Source organism: Streptomyces sp. NPDC046862, assembly GCF_040704615.1.
Lineage (GTDB): Bacteria > Actinomycetota > Actinomycetes > Streptomycetales > Streptomycetaceae > Streptomyces.
In genome coordinates this window covers 155025-169484 of record NZ_JBEYXP010000005.1, presented here as the reverse complement: position 1 = coordinate 169484, position 14460 = coordinate 155025, and the positions used below count along the sequence as shown (strand labels likewise).

General features: G+C 69.9%; 11 protein-coding genes. 4 read left to right on the top strand and 7 right to left on the bottom strand.

Annotated elements, in window-relative coordinates; genetic code table 11:
* Positions 1-40: 40 nt before the first annotated feature.
* The 3 genes from fmdA to AB0959_RS07575 all read right to left on the bottom strand — a co-directional run bounded on the left by fmdA (position 41) and on the right by AB0959_RS07575 (position 2823).
* Positions 41-1288: a formamidase gene (gene fmdA / locus AB0959_RS07585; protein WP_366825372.1), complete on the bottom strand. Its 1248-nt coding sequence runs from the start codon at positions 1286-1288 to the stop codon at positions 41-43.
* Positions 1289-1318: 30 nt separating this feature from the next.
* Positions 1319-1600, bottom strand: coding sequence for a zinc ribbon domain-containing protein (locus AB0959_RS07580; protein WP_366825371.1), 282 nt, complete (start codon positions 1598-1600; stop codon positions 1319-1321).
* Positions 1601-1722: 122 nt separating this feature from the next.
* The gene (locus tag AB0959_RS07575) at positions 1723-2823 is read right to left on the bottom strand and encodes a substrate-binding domain-containing protein (protein ID WP_366825370.1); all 1101 of its coding nucleotides are present in this window, start codon (positions 2821-2823) and stop codon (positions 1723-1725) included.
* 109 nt (positions 2824-2932) lie between these two features.
* Here AB0959_RS07575 and AB0959_RS07570 point away from each other — a divergent pair, with 109 nt between their 5' ends.
* Positions 2933-3373, top strand: coding sequence for a MarR family winged helix-turn-helix transcriptional regulator (locus tag AB0959_RS07570; RefSeq protein WP_366825369.1), 441 nt, complete (start codon positions 2933-2935; stop codon positions 3371-3373).
* Between the two features lie 163 nt (positions 3374-3536).
* On the opposite strand, the gene AB0959_RS07565 is transcribed toward AB0959_RS07570, so the two are convergent.
* Both AB0959_RS07565 and AB0959_RS07560 read right to left on the bottom strand, forming a co-directional pair.
* On the bottom strand, positions 3537-5471 hold the full coding sequence (locus AB0959_RS07565; RefSeq protein WP_366825368.1) for a glycogen debranching N-terminal domain-containing protein: 1935 nt from the start codon (positions 5469-5471) through the stop codon (positions 3537-3539).
* A 160-nt stretch (positions 5472-5631) separates the two neighbouring features.
* Positions 5632-6996, bottom strand: a complete 1365-nt coding sequence (locus AB0959_RS07560; RefSeq protein WP_366825491.1) for a hypothetical protein — start codon at positions 6994-6996, stop codon at positions 5632-5634.
* Positions 6997-7242: 246 nt separating this feature from the next.
* Here AB0959_RS07560 and AB0959_RS07555 point away from each other — a divergent pair, with 246 nt between their 5' ends.
* Complete coding sequence (locus AB0959_RS07555) at positions 7243-8562, top strand: ROK family protein (RefSeq protein ID WP_366825367.1); 1320 nt, start codon at positions 7243-7245, stop codon at positions 8560-8562.
* Positions 8563-8968: 406 nt separating this feature from the next.
* Positions 8969-11716, top strand: coding sequence for a pyruvate, phosphate dikinase (ppdK, locus tag AB0959_RS07550; protein WP_366825366.1), 2748 nt, complete (start codon positions 8969-8971; stop codon positions 11714-11716).
* 381 nt (positions 11717-12097) lie between these two features.
* On the opposite strand, the gene AB0959_RS07545 is transcribed toward ppdK, so the two are convergent.
* Complete coding sequence (locus AB0959_RS07545) at positions 12098-12820, bottom strand: hypothetical protein (protein ID WP_366825365.1); 723 nt, start codon at positions 12818-12820, stop codon at positions 12098-12100.
* Positions 12821-13077: 257 nt separating this feature from the next.
* Between AB0959_RS07545 and AB0959_RS07540 the strand changes: the two genes are divergently transcribed.
* The gene (locus AB0959_RS07540) at positions 13078-13785 is read left to right on the top strand and encodes a hypothetical protein (RefSeq protein WP_366825364.1); all 708 of its coding nucleotides are present in this window, start codon (positions 13078-13080) and stop codon (positions 13783-13785) included.
* Positions 13786-13826: 41 nt separating this feature from the next.
* On the opposite strand, the gene AB0959_RS07535 is transcribed toward AB0959_RS07540, so the two are convergent.
* Complete coding sequence (locus tag AB0959_RS07535; protein WP_366825363.1) at positions 13827-14081, bottom strand: hypothetical protein; 255 nt, start codon at positions 14079-14081, stop codon at positions 13827-13829.
* Positions 14082-14460: the final 379 nt, after the last annotated feature.

The following is a 14460-nucleotide window of genomic DNA, read 5'->3' as shown; positions in this document are numbered from 1 at the left end:
TTCTGACCGCCTTTCAGGGGTTGTCCGCGTAGGCGGACTTTCAGGACGTGACCGCGCACTGGCCGCGGTCGGCCTTCCTCGGCCCCTCGGCCGTGGGCCGGATGTCGAAGTCGAAGATCGCCGTGGGGAGGTAGAGGGTGCTGCAGGCGTTGGGGATGTCCACCACGCCGCTGAGTCGGCCCTCGATCGGCGCCGAGCCGAGCAGCAGGTAGGCCTGTTCGCCGGAGTAGCCGAAGGTCTTCAGGTACGCGACGGCGTTGAGGCACGCGTTGCGGTACGCCATCGTCGCGTCGAGGTAGTGGTTGGTGTCGGTGGCGTGGTCGACGGAGATGCCGACGAACGAGATGAACTCGCTGTACTGCGGCGCGACATTGCCGGGCATGAAGATCGGATTGGTCGTGACGCCGTACTTCTCCATGCCGCCCTTGATCAGGTCGACGCGCAGATCGATGAAGCCGCCCATCTCGATCGCCCCGCAGAAGGTGATCTCGCCGTCGCCCTGGCTGAAGTGCAGGTCGCCGCCGGAGAGCAGGCCGCCGGGGACATGGACGGGGTAGAAGACCCGTGAGCCCCGGGTGAAGTTCTTGATGTCGTGGTTGCCGCCGTTCTCGCGGGCGGGGACGGTGCGGGCGCCTTCGGTGGCGATGCGGTCGGCGGCCTCGCCGGTGGCCGTCCCCGCCAGCGCGTTGTCGGCGAGCGGGGGCAGGGCCAGCGCCGGCACGCGGTGCGGATCGGTGTCGATGAGCGCCTGTTCGCGGGCGTTCCAGCGGGCCAGCAACTCGGCGGAGGGCGCGGTGCCGAAGAGGCCGGGATGGGTGATGCCGGTGTAGCGGACGCCGGGGATGTGCCGCGAGGTGGCCTGCTGGCCGTGGAAGTCCCAGACCGCCTTGTACGAGTCGGGGAAGTGGTCGGTGAGGAAGCCGCCGCCGTTGTTCCTGGCGAAGACCCCGGTGTAGCCCCAGCCCTGGCCGGATCCCTCGCCGTCGGTCTGCGGTACGGGGCCCAGGTCGAGGATGTCCACCACGAGCAGGTCACCGGGCTCGGCGCCCTCCACGGCGATCGGACCGCTGAGCATGTGGGCATGGGTGAGGTCGATGTCGCGGACGTCGTTGGCGGAGTCGTTGTCGCCGATCTGGTTGTCGGTCCAGTCCCGGCACTCGACACGGAACTCGGCGCCCGGCCGCACGGTGGCGGCGGGCGGGATGTCGGGGTGCCAGCGGTTGTGGCCGGGCACCTTCTGGTCGCGCATGGACAGGGCCTGGTCGACGCTGAAGACGACTTCGGGCATGAACTGCCTCCGGAACGGTCGAACGCGGGGTCAGGGCTTGGGCAGCAGGGTGTGCCGGGGGTCGGCGGGCGGGGCCGGACGGCTCAGGGCCGGGGGCGCCGCCGTGACGACGCGCGGTTCATGGGCGCTGGCCTCGGACGCGTTCAGGGCGCGGGCCAGGGGTGCGGAGGTGCGGGTGAGCATCGGGGCGCTGAAGACGCGGCGGGCCTGAACTCCGCACAGCTCGCACGGCTCTTCCGGCAGTGCCCGGCCGATCGGCCGGATCACGTCGAAGGGGCCGCAGCCCGTGCAGCGGTACTCGTATGTAGCCATGGACGACCACCCTTCAAAAGCTTCGAGAAAAAAATATTTCCTCCCGAAGCGAATGGGCAAGAGGGCACCGAGTTACGTACTTGTAAAAGGGCCGCGCGCGGAAGGGGAGCCCAGGGCTACGGCTACGGCAACTGCTGGAGCACGTCCCACTGGAGTCCGTCGGCCGCCGCGAGGAAGACGCGCTGCTTCAGGTGGCGGTCCTGGATCCGGACCGTGCCGCGCGGGGTCTCGTACTCCAGGCCGTCGGCGGTGGCCTGGATCCGTTCCATGTCCGTGCCGCCCGCCCGGCGCAGCAGTTCGGTGAGCATGCGCACGCCCTCGTAACAGGACTCGCCGAGGCTGTTGAGCACCGGCGCGCCGGGTCCGAAGCGGCGTCCGTACGCGGCCGCGAAGTCGAGGCCGTACGCGGTCGGCAGGTCCTCGAAGTAGCCCGCCGAGGTCATCAGGCCCCGGGTGTTGTCCGGTCCGGTCGCCAGCAGCACGTTCTCCTCGATCAGCGAGCTGAACCGGATGCGGTCGCGGTCGAGTCCGGCGGCGGTGAAGGCGCGGTTGAACAGCACGGCGTCGTCGCCGATCAGCAGCATCAGTACGGCCTCGCAGCCGCTGGCCGCCACCCGCTCCAGCACCGGACCGAAGTCCGTGGTGCCGAGCGGCACGTACATCTCGTCGCACACCTCGCCGCCGAGTTCGCGCAGATAGCGGTGGGCGGCGCCGGCCGAGGAGCGAGGCCACACGTAGTCGTCGCCGACGATCGTCCAGCGCCGGATACCGAGTTCGCAGGCGAACCACTGGAGCGCGGGCCGCAGTTGGCTGTTGGGGGTCTCGCCGGTGAGGAAGACGCCCGGGGAGCGTTCACCGCCCTCGTAGAGCGCGGTGTACACGTACGGCACGCGGCCGTCGATGCGCGGGGCGACCACCTCGCGGACGGCGGAGATGTGCCAGCCGGCCACCGCGTCGATGACACCGCCGGAGATCAGCGCGTCGATCTCCGTGGCCACCTGCTCGGGTGGCGCCCCGCCGTCGACGAGGACGAGCCGGAGCTCCTCGCCCAGCACGCCCGACCCGGCGTTGACCTCCTCGGCCGCGAGCAGGGCGCAGCACTCGCAGGACGGGCCGAAGATCCCGGCCGGGCCCTGGAGCGGGATGACCAGGGCGACATCCAGCGCGTCACGGGTCCGAGGGCCCGCCGACGGCCCGAGCAGGGCAGACGCCTTCTCGATCATAGGCGCTCACTCTAGCGATTGCTTGCTACGAGAATATTTCGCAGCGATAAGGAAATGACTGTATCGTGGAACTACCTCGATCACCACGACGACGACTCTTGGCAGGGCGATGACCACGACCACTCCGGCGGCCGTAGCAGATCTGGACCTCGCGCGAGCGCTCACCCTGGTGGAACGGAGCGTCGTCGGGAGGATCGTCGAGGCGCTGAAGGAGGAGGGCGCGACGCTGGAGGAGTGGCGCGTGCTGTCGTACCTCGGCGACGGCGTCGGGCACCCCATGACGGAGATCGCCGAGTTCGCCCTGCTGTCCGCGCCGACCCTGACGAAGGTCGTCGACCGCATGGTCTCGCTCAACCTCGTGCTGCGCCGGGTGGACGACGCCGACCGTCGGCGCGTGCTGGTGTTCGCGTCCGAGCGGGGCAACGAGGCGCTGACCCGCTGGACGGCGGCGGTGGAACGTGAACAGGAGAACATCACGACCGCCCTGGGCACCGAGGAAGTCGCCCTGCTGAGAACACTGCTGCAGACGGCGTCGCGACGACTGGGGTGAGGCGGTCGCGCCCCGGCTTTTGGGGGGCGCGGGGCTGTGTCGATATGCGGCTCCGCCGCGTGGGCGCGACGAGCGACGGGCGCGCCTCTGAAAGGGGCGCGGGGAACTGCGCGACAAGCCACACACCACCGGCAGACGCGCACCCACCATCAGCCCCGAGCTCTCAGGCGCTCCCCACAGCCGCCAGCAGGGCAAGCGGCGCCGCAGCAGCCCGGGCCTCGCGCACACACGCGTGCGGATAAGGAACCGGCTCCGGATGCGTCCCCCGCCCGTACCCGGCAAGCACCTCCGGCAACCGAAGCCCCGTCGCCATCGCCGCGTCCACCAGCCCCCGAGCCACCGCCCGCGCCTCGTCGTGCAACCCGTACCGCGCGAGCCCCAGCGCGACGATCGCGTTGTCGTGCGGCCACACGGAACCACGGTGGTACGACAAAGGATGGAACGCGGCCTGCCCGGCCGCGACCGTCCGCACACCCCACCCCGAGAAGAAGTCCGGCTCCAGCAACCGCCGCCCCACCGACTCCCCGTACTCCTTGTCCAGCAACCCCGACCACAACAGATGCCCGGCGTCGGAGGCCAGGGCATCGACATGGCCGCCCTCACCGTCCAGGGCCAGCGCGGCGAACCCGTGCTCCTCCATCCAGAAGTCCCGCTGGAACCGGTCGCGCAGATCGGCCGCCGCCTGCTCCAGCAGCGCCGCGTAGACCTCGTCCTCCCACACGGTGCGGGCGAGGTGGCCCGTGCGGCGCAGCGCGTCGTACGCGTACCCCTGCGCGCCCGCCGCCATCACCGGCCCGGTGGGACGGCTGCCGTCGGCCGAGCAGATCGCGCCCGGGGAGTCCTTCCAGTTCTGGTTCGCGAGGCCGCCCCGGTCCGCGCGGTACACCAGATAGCCGCGCGAGGTGAGGCCGCCGTGGTCGAGCATCCAGCCGATCGCCGCACGGGCGTGGGGCTCCAGCCGGCGGGCCAGGCTCACGTCGCCGGTCTGTTCCACGTACGCGCCGAGGAGGACGAGGAAGAGCGGGGTCGCGTCCACCGAGCCGTAGTACCGCCCGTACGGCACCTGCCCGAAGTGGGCCAGTTCGCCGTGACGCACCTCGTGCACGATCTTGCCCGGCTGGGCCACCGAGTCCGGGCCGGACTCGGTGGCCTGGGTGGCCGCGAGCGCGGGGAGGGTGGCGGCGGCGAGGTCCGGGCGGTAGGGGAGAGCGAAGAGGGAGGTCAGGAGCGCGTCGCGGGCGAGCAGGGTCAGGAACCAGGGGACTCCGGCCGCCGGGACGCGCAGTTCCTCGCCGTCCGGCCCCGTCGCGGGCACTTGGAGCACGGCGAGGTCGCTGAGCCCTCGCGCGCAGGCCGCCGCCAGCTCCGGCCAGCCGGTCGGGAAGGGCACGCCCTCCGCGAACTCACCCTCCAGGGCGAGGAGTTGTTCCGTGGCCGCAGCGGGGGAGGACGGCACCTCCCGCGGCCGGGGCGCGCCGTGCGGCCGGGCCGCCACCCGCAGCGCCAGCTCCGCCGTGCCGTGCGGCTCCAGGTCGAGGGTCCAGACGAGGCGCCGGGCCCCCGTGCCCGTCTCCTCCACGCCGTCGGGAGCGGGCTCGCACGTGACGGTCGTAAAGGAGCGCCACTCGCCGCGCCGGTAGCCGAACTCCACGCCGTCGTCGAGGACCGTGCGGGAGCGCACGGCGCCGATCTTGGCGTACGTGCGGTGGTCGGAGCGCAGTTCGAACTGGTCCGTGAAGTCGGCGTCCGCGGTGACCGCGACGCGGACCGCCGTCGGCACCGGCCGGTTGCTGGTGACGCGCAGTGACTCCACCAACGCGCCGTCGACGACGGCCTGTTCGCGGAAGAGCGTGTACGCGGGCGGCTCCTGGCGGCCGCCGCGCGGCACGAGGACGCAGCGCGCGGTGTCGCCGTCGGCCACCGGGGTGAGCGTCTCGGGCACGGCGCCGTCGACCGTGAGCTGCCAGCGGCTGAGGTGGCGGGCGTCCCGCACGAACAGCCCGTCGGGGGAGCCGCCGCGCACCCCGCTGATGTCGCCGCCGTCGCCCACGGTCGCGAACGTCCCGCCGCGTACGAGCAGATGCTGCCGGTCCGTCATTCCCGGTCCTCTCCCCGGTCCGTCATGACCTTCGTGTCCTTCGCGTCCTTCGGATCTTTCCGGTGCTTCCGGTGCTTCCGGTCTTTCGGGTCCTTCGGGTCTTGCCGGTCCTTCGTGTTCTTCGTGCCACCCATGTCGAACGTGCCGATGGCCGCAGGGGTCACTGGTGTCCCGGGGGCTCGTTCGGTTCGTGGAGCAGGTCGAGCGTGAGCGCGGCCGTCCAGCTGAAGTCGCCCGCCCCGCAGGCCTCGCCGGTGTACGGGTCGACGTACTCCGCGAACCCGGACGTGCCGGCGGTGCTCAGGAAGTCCTCCCGCAGTGCGTCGGCCCGCGTCCGCTCGCCGTGCAGCCGCAGCCCGCGCTCCACCAGCCAGGCCGTGTTGAACCAGGCCGGGCCGCGCCAGTACCGGTGCGGATCGAAGGCCTCACCGGTGAGGTCGTAGCTCGGGACGAGACGGGCGGGCCCACCGAGGCCGAAGTGCGGCCCGCTCGCCGTGGCGACCAGGGCGTCCGTGATCTCGCGGGAGAGCGTCGGCAGCAGCAGCGGGATCAGCCCGGAGACACCGCGCTCGGGGATCAGCCCGCCGCCGCGCACGTCCCGGCAGAAGAACAGGCCCTCCGCCGGGTCCCACAGCCGGTCCACCAGGGCGGCCGTCAGCCGCTCCGCGCGCGCGTGCCGGGCCGAACCGGTGGCGCCGAGCTCCTGGGCGATACGGGCGAGCGCGTGCTCGGAGGCGATCAGCAGCGTGTTGAACGCCGGGTCCTCCACAGCGAAGTCACCGGGCCCGCCCGTGTGTCGGGCCACGTCACGGGGCCCGTCCGCGTGTCCGCCGAAGTCACCGCCCCCGTCGGCGTATGCGCCGTCCCGGTAGTCCGTCGCCAGCCGCACGTACCGCCCGTAGTCCAGGTCGGTGGGCCGGTCCTCGGGCGCGCCGTGGTCGAGGTCGGCGCGGCGGAAGGAGCGGGCCGGGGCCGGGGTGACGCGGGCGAGCGGGGCGTCCCAGCTCGGGGAGTTGTCCATGCCCTGCTCCCACGGGTGCACCACCGAGGCGAGGCCCCCGCCGCCCAGGTCACGCCGGTGCAGCAGGTAGCGGTGCCAGGCGGCCAGGCGCGGGTACACCCGGGGCAGGAAGCCGCGCCTATGGGACAGCCCGGGGTCGGCCCGGTGCACCAGCCACGCCGCCAGCGCGTGCACCGGTGGCTGCACGATGCCTGAGGTCTGTACGGTGCGCGGGGCGCCCGCAGCGCGCCCCGCGGTCGAGGAGCGCCAGAAGTCGGGGCTCGGGAAGTACGCGTCGAGCGGCACGGAGGGGTTGAAGACGATGTGCGGAACACGGCCGTCGCCCCACTGGGCGCCGAGCAGTGTCTCCAGCTCCGTCTGCGCCCGTAAGGGCGACAGGTGCCGCAGCCCGATCGCGACGAACGCCGAGTCCCACGACCACTGGTGCGGGTACAGGCCTCGTGACGGCACGGTCGACGTCCCCGTCCAGTTGTCCTCCAGCACCCGGGCCGCCCTGCTGTGCAGGGAACCGGCCGTCGGGACCCGGTCGTATACACCGGTTCCGGAGTGGGGTGAGGCCGGGGAGAAGACAGGGCCCGTGCGGCCCTCGTGCTGGGCGGTGAGCTGGGTTGAGCGGTCCACGCAGGGCTCCCCGAGGACGTCGAGCCGACCGGTTCGGCAGTAGCTACCGTAGGGTTACGTCTATTTAACACGCAAAACTCAATATGTAATGCGGGGTTGGTGAACGCAAGGGGGTGTGAGGGGGTGCGCATGAAGCAGGCGAAGGGAAGGGCCGTGAGGACGGGCAGCCATGCCGGTGCCGGAGATCTGCTCGAACTGGTCAGGAGCGGCCGGGCCACCACACGGGGCGCGCTCCAGCAGGCCACGGGCCTGTCCCGGGCCACGGTGGGCCAGCGCCTGGACCGGCTCTTCCGGGCGGGCTGGCTGCGCGAGGGCGCCGGCGGCCCGGTGGACTCCCCGCTCGGTGGACGCCCTTCGATCACCCTGGAGTTCGACGACTCCCACGCCGTCGTCCTCGCCGCCGACCTCGACACCCGCCACGCCCGGGCCGCGGTGCTCTCCCTCGCCGGCGAGATCCAGGCCGAGCACACGGGCACCCTGGTCATCGAGGACGGCCCGGACGTCGTACTGGACGAACTCGGCCGCTGGTTCGCCGAGTTGCTGGAGAAGGCCGGGCAGCCGGCCGACGCGGTGTGCGGCATCGGCCTGGCGGTCCCGGGGCCGGTCGACAGCGACACCGGCCGCGTGGTCCAGCCGCCGATCATGCCCGGCTGGGACGGCTACGACATAAGAGGCCGCCTGGCCCGAGCCTTCGCCGAGCACGCGGGCGGCCCCACCAGCGCCCTGACCCCGACCAGCGCCCTGACCCCGACCGGCACCCCGGCGCCGACCGGCACCCCGGCCTCCACCGGCACCCCGGCCCCGGCCCGAGTGCCGGTCCTCGTCGACAACGACGCCAACCTCATGGCGTACGGCGAACAGCGCACCGGCTACCCGGGCTGCTCCGCCTTCGCCCTCGTCAAGGTGTCCACGGGCATCGGCGCCGGGGTGGTCGTGGGTGGGGCGATCTATCGGGGGATCGACGGCGGTGCCGGGGACATCGGGCACATCCGGGTGCCGGAGGGCGCGGACGCGCTGTGCAGGTGCGGTTCGTACGGGTGTCTGGCCGCCGTGGCGAGCGGTGGCGCCGTGGCCCGGAAGCTGGCCGAGGCGGGGGTTCCGGCAGCCTCGGGCTCGGACGTGCGCGATCTGCTGGTCTCGGGGCACCCCGAGGCGATGGCGCTCGCGCGGGAGGCCGGGCGCCACGTGGGCGACGTACTGGCGACGGTGGTGACGCTGCTGAACCCCGGGGTCCTGATGATCGCCGGGGATCTGGCCGGAACCCCCTTCCTCACCGGGGTGCGCGAGCTGCTGTACCAGCGGGCGCTGCCCCGCTCCACGGCCCACCTCGACGTGGTGACCTCACGGCTGGGGGAGCGGGCGGGCCTGGTGGGGGCGGGCGCGCTGGTCGTGGAGCACCTGTACGCGCCGGAGCGGGCGGAGGAGCGGCTCGCCGCGCTGGGGGTGTGACGGTCACGTTTCCGTCTCCGTACACGGTCCGCATGCTGATATCCGGCGGCTCCGGAGGGCGTGATTCTCGCCACCTCTGATAGGTGATGCGCTCAGATGAGCGGATCATGGACCGCTCCGCTTCTTCAAAGGGTGGCACTGAGTGCCACCCTTTGATCGTTCATCGAGTAAACTCAGACGTATGGATAGCCGCTCATCTGAGCGAATGGTGGGTTGGGTGACGACGCGCGTGTTCAAGAAGTGAACACATCGCAGCGCGTCTCCTTGCCAAGCCTTGACTTTCGATCTAGTGGCGGACGGGTGGTTACCAGCGCATGACGCGCAAGTGGACGTACCCAGGCGCCTTCGATCTGGGTATGTTCCTCGCCGTCAGGGCAGCCATCGCGTCCTTGAGGAGTTGGGACCCGTGTCGGAAAACAAAGATCCCCACGTAGGCCACACCGCCGTCGGCGTTGAGGGCGTGAAGTTCGTTTACGACTTCACCGAGGGCAACAAGGACCTCAAGGACCTCCTCGGCGGCAAGGGCGCGAACCTCGCCGAGATGACCAACCTCGGCCTCCCCGTCCCTCCCGGCTTCACCATCACCACCGAGGCCTGCAAGGTCTACCTCGACAGCGGCGAGGAGCCGGTGGCACTGCGTGACGAGGTCAGCGCGCACCTCGTGGCCCTTGAGAAGACGATGGGCAAGAAGCTCGGTCAGGCCGACAACCCCCTCCTCGTGTCGGTCCGTTCCGGTGCCAAGTTCTCCATGCCCGGCATGATGGACACCGTCCTCAACATCGGTCTCTCCGACAAGTCCGTCCAGGGACTGGCCAAGCAGGCCGGCGACGACCGCTTCGCGTGGGACTCCTACCGCCGCCTCATCCAGATGTTCGGCAAGACGGTCCTCGGCGTCGACGGAGAGCTCTTCGAGGACGCGCTGGAGAAGGCCAAGGAGGCCAAGAAGGTCGCGGTCGACACGGAACTGGAGGCCGGCGACCTCAAGAAGCTGGTCACCAAGTTCAAGAAGATCGTCAAGACCGAGGCCGGCCGGGACTTCCCGCAGGACCCGCGCGAGCAGATGGACCTCGCCATCGAGGCGGTCTTCAACTCCTGGAACACCGACCGCGCCAAGCTCTACCGCCGCCAGGAGCGCATCCCGCACGACCTCGGCACGGCCGTCAACGTCTGCTCGATGGTCTTCGGCAACCTGGGTCCGGACTCGGGCACGGGTGTGGCGTTCACGAGGGACCCCGCGAGCGGCCACCAGGGCGTCTACGGCGACTACCTGCAGAACGCGCAGGGCGAGGACGTGGTCGCGGGCATCCGCAACACCGTCCCGCTCGCCGAGCTGGAGAAGATCGACAAGAAGTCGTACGACCAGCTCATGCAGATCATGGAGACCCTGGAGAACCACTACAAGGATCTCTGCGACATCGAGTTCACCATCGAGCGCGGCCAGCTCTGGATGCTCCAGACGCGCGTCGGCAAGCGGACCGCGGGCGCGGCCTTCCGTATCGCGACCCAGCTGGTGGACCAGGGCCTGATCGACGAGGCGGAGGCGCTCCAGCGCGTCAACGGTGCCCAGCTCGCGCAGCTGATGTTCCCGCGCTTCGACGAGGACGCGAAGGTGGAGAAGGTCGGCCGGGGCATCGCCGCCTCTCCGGGCGCGGCGGTCGGCAAGGCGGTCTTCGACTCGTACACGGCGGTGAAGTGGTCGCGTTCGGGCGAGAAGGTCATCCTGGTCCGCCGCGAGACGAACCCCGACGACCTGGACGGCATGATCGCGGCCGAGGGCATCCTGACCTCGCGCGGCGGCAAGACCTCCCACGCGGCGGTCGTGGCCCGGGGCATGGGCAAGACCTGCGTGTGCGGCGCGGAGGAGCTGGAGGTCGACACCAAGCGCCGCCGGATGACGGTCCCGGGCGGCCACGTCGTCGAGGAAGGCGACCTGATCTCCATCGACGGTTCGTCCGGCAAGGTGTACCTGGGCGAGGTCCCGGTCGTGCCGTCCCCGGTGGTGGAGTACTTCGAGGGCCGCATGCACGCGGGCGCCCAGGACGCCGACGAACTCGTCGAGGCCGTGCACCGGATCATGGCGTTCGCCGACCGCAAGCGCCGCCTGCGGGTGCGCGCCAACGCGGACAACGCCGAGGACGCGCTGCGCGCCCGCCGCTTCGGTGCCCAGGGCATCGGCCTGTGCCGCACGGAGCACATGTTCCTCGGTGACCGCCGTGAGCTGGTCGAGCGCCTCATCCTGGCCGACACGGACGCCGAGCGCGAGGAGTCGCTGAAGGAACTGCTCCCGCTGCAGAAGCAGGACTTCGTGGAGCTGTTCTCCGCGATGGACGGCCTCCCGGTCACGATCCGTCTCCTCGACCCGCCACTGCACGAGTTCCTGCCCGACATCACGGAACTGTCGGTACGAGTGGCCCTCGCCGAGTCCCGCAAGGACCCGCACGAGAACGAACTGCGCCTGCTCCAGGCCGTGCACCGCCTGCACGAGCAGAACCCGATGCTCGGCCTGCGCGGTGTGCGCCTGGGCCTGGTCATCCCCGGCCTGTTCACCATGCAGGTACGGGCGATCGCCGAGGCGGCGGCCGCGCGCAAGGCCGCCAAGGGCGACCCGCGCGCCGAGATCATGATCCCGCTGGTGGGCACGGTCCAGGAGCTGGAGATCGTGCGGGAAGAGGCCGACCAGGTCGTCGCGGAGGTCGAGGCGGCGACGGGTACGCGACTGAAGCTCGCGATCGGCACGATGATCGAGCTGCCGCGCGCCGCGCTGACGGCGGGCCAGATCGCCGAGGCCGCGGAGTTCTTCAGCTTCGGCACGAACGACCTGACCCAGACGGTGTGGGGCTTCTCCCGGGACGACGTGGAGGCCAGCTTCTTCACCGCGTACCTGGAGAAGGGCATCTTCGGCGTCAGCCCCTTCGAGACGATCGACAAGGACGGCGTGGGCTCCCTGGTGGAGGCCGCCGCCAAGGCCGGCCGCGAGACCCGCCCCGACCTGAAGCTCGGCGTCTGCGGCGAACACGGCGGCGACCCGGAGTCGGTCCACTTCTTCCACGAGGTGGGACTGGACTACGTCTCCTGCTCACCGTTCCGCATCCCGGTCGCCCGCCTGGAGGCGGGCCGGGCGGCCTCCCAGTCGCAGGGCAGCGACCACCGCTGACGGGCGGCCGGCGGCCCACCCCGCCGACAACCCATCTCAGACGGAGGTCGGCGGCCCACCCCGCCGACCTCACCAGAACCCGGAGCCGCCGACGGTCCCCGACCCTCACCGATCGCGGCGGCTCCGGAGCACCAAGAGAGGGCGGCACCCGTGCGGGGGTGCCGCCCTTTCGTGCGGGGTGGCCGGCTCCGCGCCAGCATCTCCGCGGAGGACGTCGCAGGCGCCGCGGAGCCTGGTCCGCTGAGGGGGATCGGTGGTGGGCCGGGGCCCGGCAGCGACTGGCCGCGGCCGAGGCCACGTTGGTGGTCCGCAGGTGACACCTACCGCGACCACGCGGCAACTACTGCGGAACCTCCACCGTGCCAGACGCGTGCCCGAGCTTCAGTCGGATGCCGGGTGAGGCTGGCGCGTCTCGCCGTTCAACGAATTGCTGATCTCCAGAAGGCGACCCTCGGACAGAGCGAAGGAATTACTGGGGTTTCGATAGGAATGTCCGCCGTCATTGATCCAGATGCCGTCTGCCGGCCTCCAGTTCGCTGGCTCCCATTGCCCCTGATGCTCAAGGAGCATCCTCGCCACTTCGGCGGGTTCTTCGATCAAGGTGAGAGTGGCAAGGGCGGCTGTCAGGGCAACGACTGCGTTGTCGGGAAGCCGTGCGTCGCCGAGCGTCGGAAAGAGCAGCAAGAGGCGCGCGTCGACCAGGTCAACACCCTCTGTTGTCGTCTGTCGAGCAGCGGACAGTAGTTCTGGCCAGGCCATGCCAGGTCCCATGAAGTGACCGTCGTCCACGGCGAGGATTTCCATTGCGGTCCAAGACGGGTGATACACCAGATAGTCCACCCCTCGGTCGCCCTCGATGTTGCGGTAGACGACGTTGATGATGTGGCCGGAGCGCAGGGGCACGCTGAACACTGGCCACTCACGCTCGGCGGAGAGCCCACGGTAGAGCTCCATGGCCGCATCCCAGTCGGCACCGAACGCGGCTCGCTGCGCGTCCTCTTCACGCAAGCAAGTGCCGAGGTGCACGGGCCAGAACAACGGATCGTCCAGGTAGGCACTGCCCTCGACCAGAGGGCCGTCTTCGTATCCGGGGATCTTCAGCACGCGAGGATGATGGCACGAGGGGCGGACACCGGTTCGGGTACGGGGTTCGGCCGTGCCCCGTCTCGTTCAACCCAATGCACGGCCGTTCGTACGACGCCCCCTCCCCAGTGCCATGGTCCGGTACCCAGGACCACCCGGAGTTGCGTGCGTGAGTTTAGGCAGTGTGAAGGCTGCTCAGCATCTACGTGGCCCAAGTCGTCTGTAGCCAGGAAGCTTTGCCAGGCCGCCGAACATGCGTTTCTCCAAGGGGAAGCACCTTGCCTTTCTTAACGATCGTAGGTCCCATCGTCGGCGCCGTCGTCGTTGCAATCGTCACGTATCTCACCTCACGGCCTCGAATGCGCGCGGAAGTTCGGAAGCTGGAAGCCGAGTCGGAGCGCACCATCGCCGAGACGACCAAGATTCTCTCGGAGTTTCGGGTTCGATCTTCGAACGTCGTCGGCGATAACGCGCTACCAACTGGTTGGTACGTGACCGGAGCACGGCCTGAAGACTACGAGTTTGGCGTCGACACGCAGGTCTTCCGCAGCGGACGTGCCAGCGCCTTCATTCAAGCTCGGCCCGGCGCAAAGGAGTTCGCATCTCTTGCCCAAGCGTTCAAGGCGGATGCCTACCGAGGTAAGCGAATGCGTCTGTCCGCCATGCTGAGGACCAGTAATGTTGCCAACTGGGCAGGGCTCTGGCTCCGTGTGGATGACGCCTTGCACAACGTGATGGCGTTTGACAACACGTCAGACGCTCGAAGTATTTCGGGCACCCAGAGCTGGGATCGTCGCGATGTCGTTGTTGATGTTCCCGAGGGCGGCGCGAGCATCCGCATCGGCTTTATCCTCGCCGGTGAAGGGCGAGTCTGGTGTGACGATGTGGAATTCGAAGAGGTAGGACTCGACATACCCGTTACCCGCAACATCCAGGGGTTGCGAGAGCATCCGGAGAATTTGGACTTCGAGGCTGGCGCTGGCTGACATGCTGGGCCGTACGGGGCCGCCCGTCAGGCCAGAGCCCCTCAACCGTACGGGTTGGCACCCTCTCCCGGACGTCGGGCAGGAGAGGGTGTTGCTTGTCGTGTGCACACGGCCGCAATGGCGGCTGCCAGAGTGGCCGCGAGGGTGAGTACCGCCGTGAACGCGGCGGCTGCCTGCTTGACGGCGGTGGGGTAGCTTGCACCGTCCAGACGGGCGAGTTTGCCCGCTCCGGCAGCGGCGAGCAGCGCGAAGACGAGCACGAGTGCGGCAGTGAGCAGAACGATGGCGACGGACACGCCAGCCTCCTTGTAGACGATGGGCCGTTGACGCCGTCGAAGGTCGTGGAATCGGCGTACGCCGGGGTTCACAGCGGACGAAGATGCACACCGACGAACACTTCGAGATGTGGGGGTACAGGTGTACGACAAGCAGGGCAGACCCGATGCGGCTCTTACCGAGCTACGCCAGCGGCTCAGCGACGGGCTGGCCACTTCCGCGCTGGGGCCGTACGACCGTGTCGGAGGCATTCCAGCCTGAAGGGCCGGTGCCGTCGGACAAGACGCTAGCCGCACTCGCTAAGGCTCCAGGTCTGCCAGTGGAACAGCTACTGGAGCTCGGCGGACTGCCACGGTTGCAGAGGCTGAACCGACCATCGAGTAGGAGCCGGGCCGGGTA

Coding starts and splice junctions, on each gene's coding strand:
- AB0959_RS07580 (WP_366825371.1), bottom strand. CDS start 1,600: ATGGCTACATACGAGTACCGCTGCACGGGCTGCGGCCCCTTCGACGTG.
- AB0959_RS07575 (WP_366825370.1), bottom strand. CDS start 2,823: ATGATCGAGAAGGCGTCTGCCCTGCTCGGGCCGTCGGCGGGCCCTCGG.
- fmdA (WP_366825372.1), bottom strand. CDS start 1,288: ATGCCCGAAGTCGTCTTCAGCGTCGACCAGGCCCTGTCCATGCGCGAC.
- AB0959_RS07570 (WP_366825369.1), top strand. CDS start 2,933: ATGACCACGACCACTCCGGCGGCCGTAGCAGATCTGGACCTCGCGCGA.
- AB0959_RS07565 (WP_366825368.1), bottom strand. CDS start 5,471: ATGACGGACCGGCAGCATCTGCTCGTACGCGGCGGGACGTTCGCGACC.
- AB0959_RS07555 (WP_366825367.1), top strand. CDS start 7,243: ATGAAGCAGGCGAAGGGAAGGGCCGTGAGGACGGGCAGCCATGCCGGT.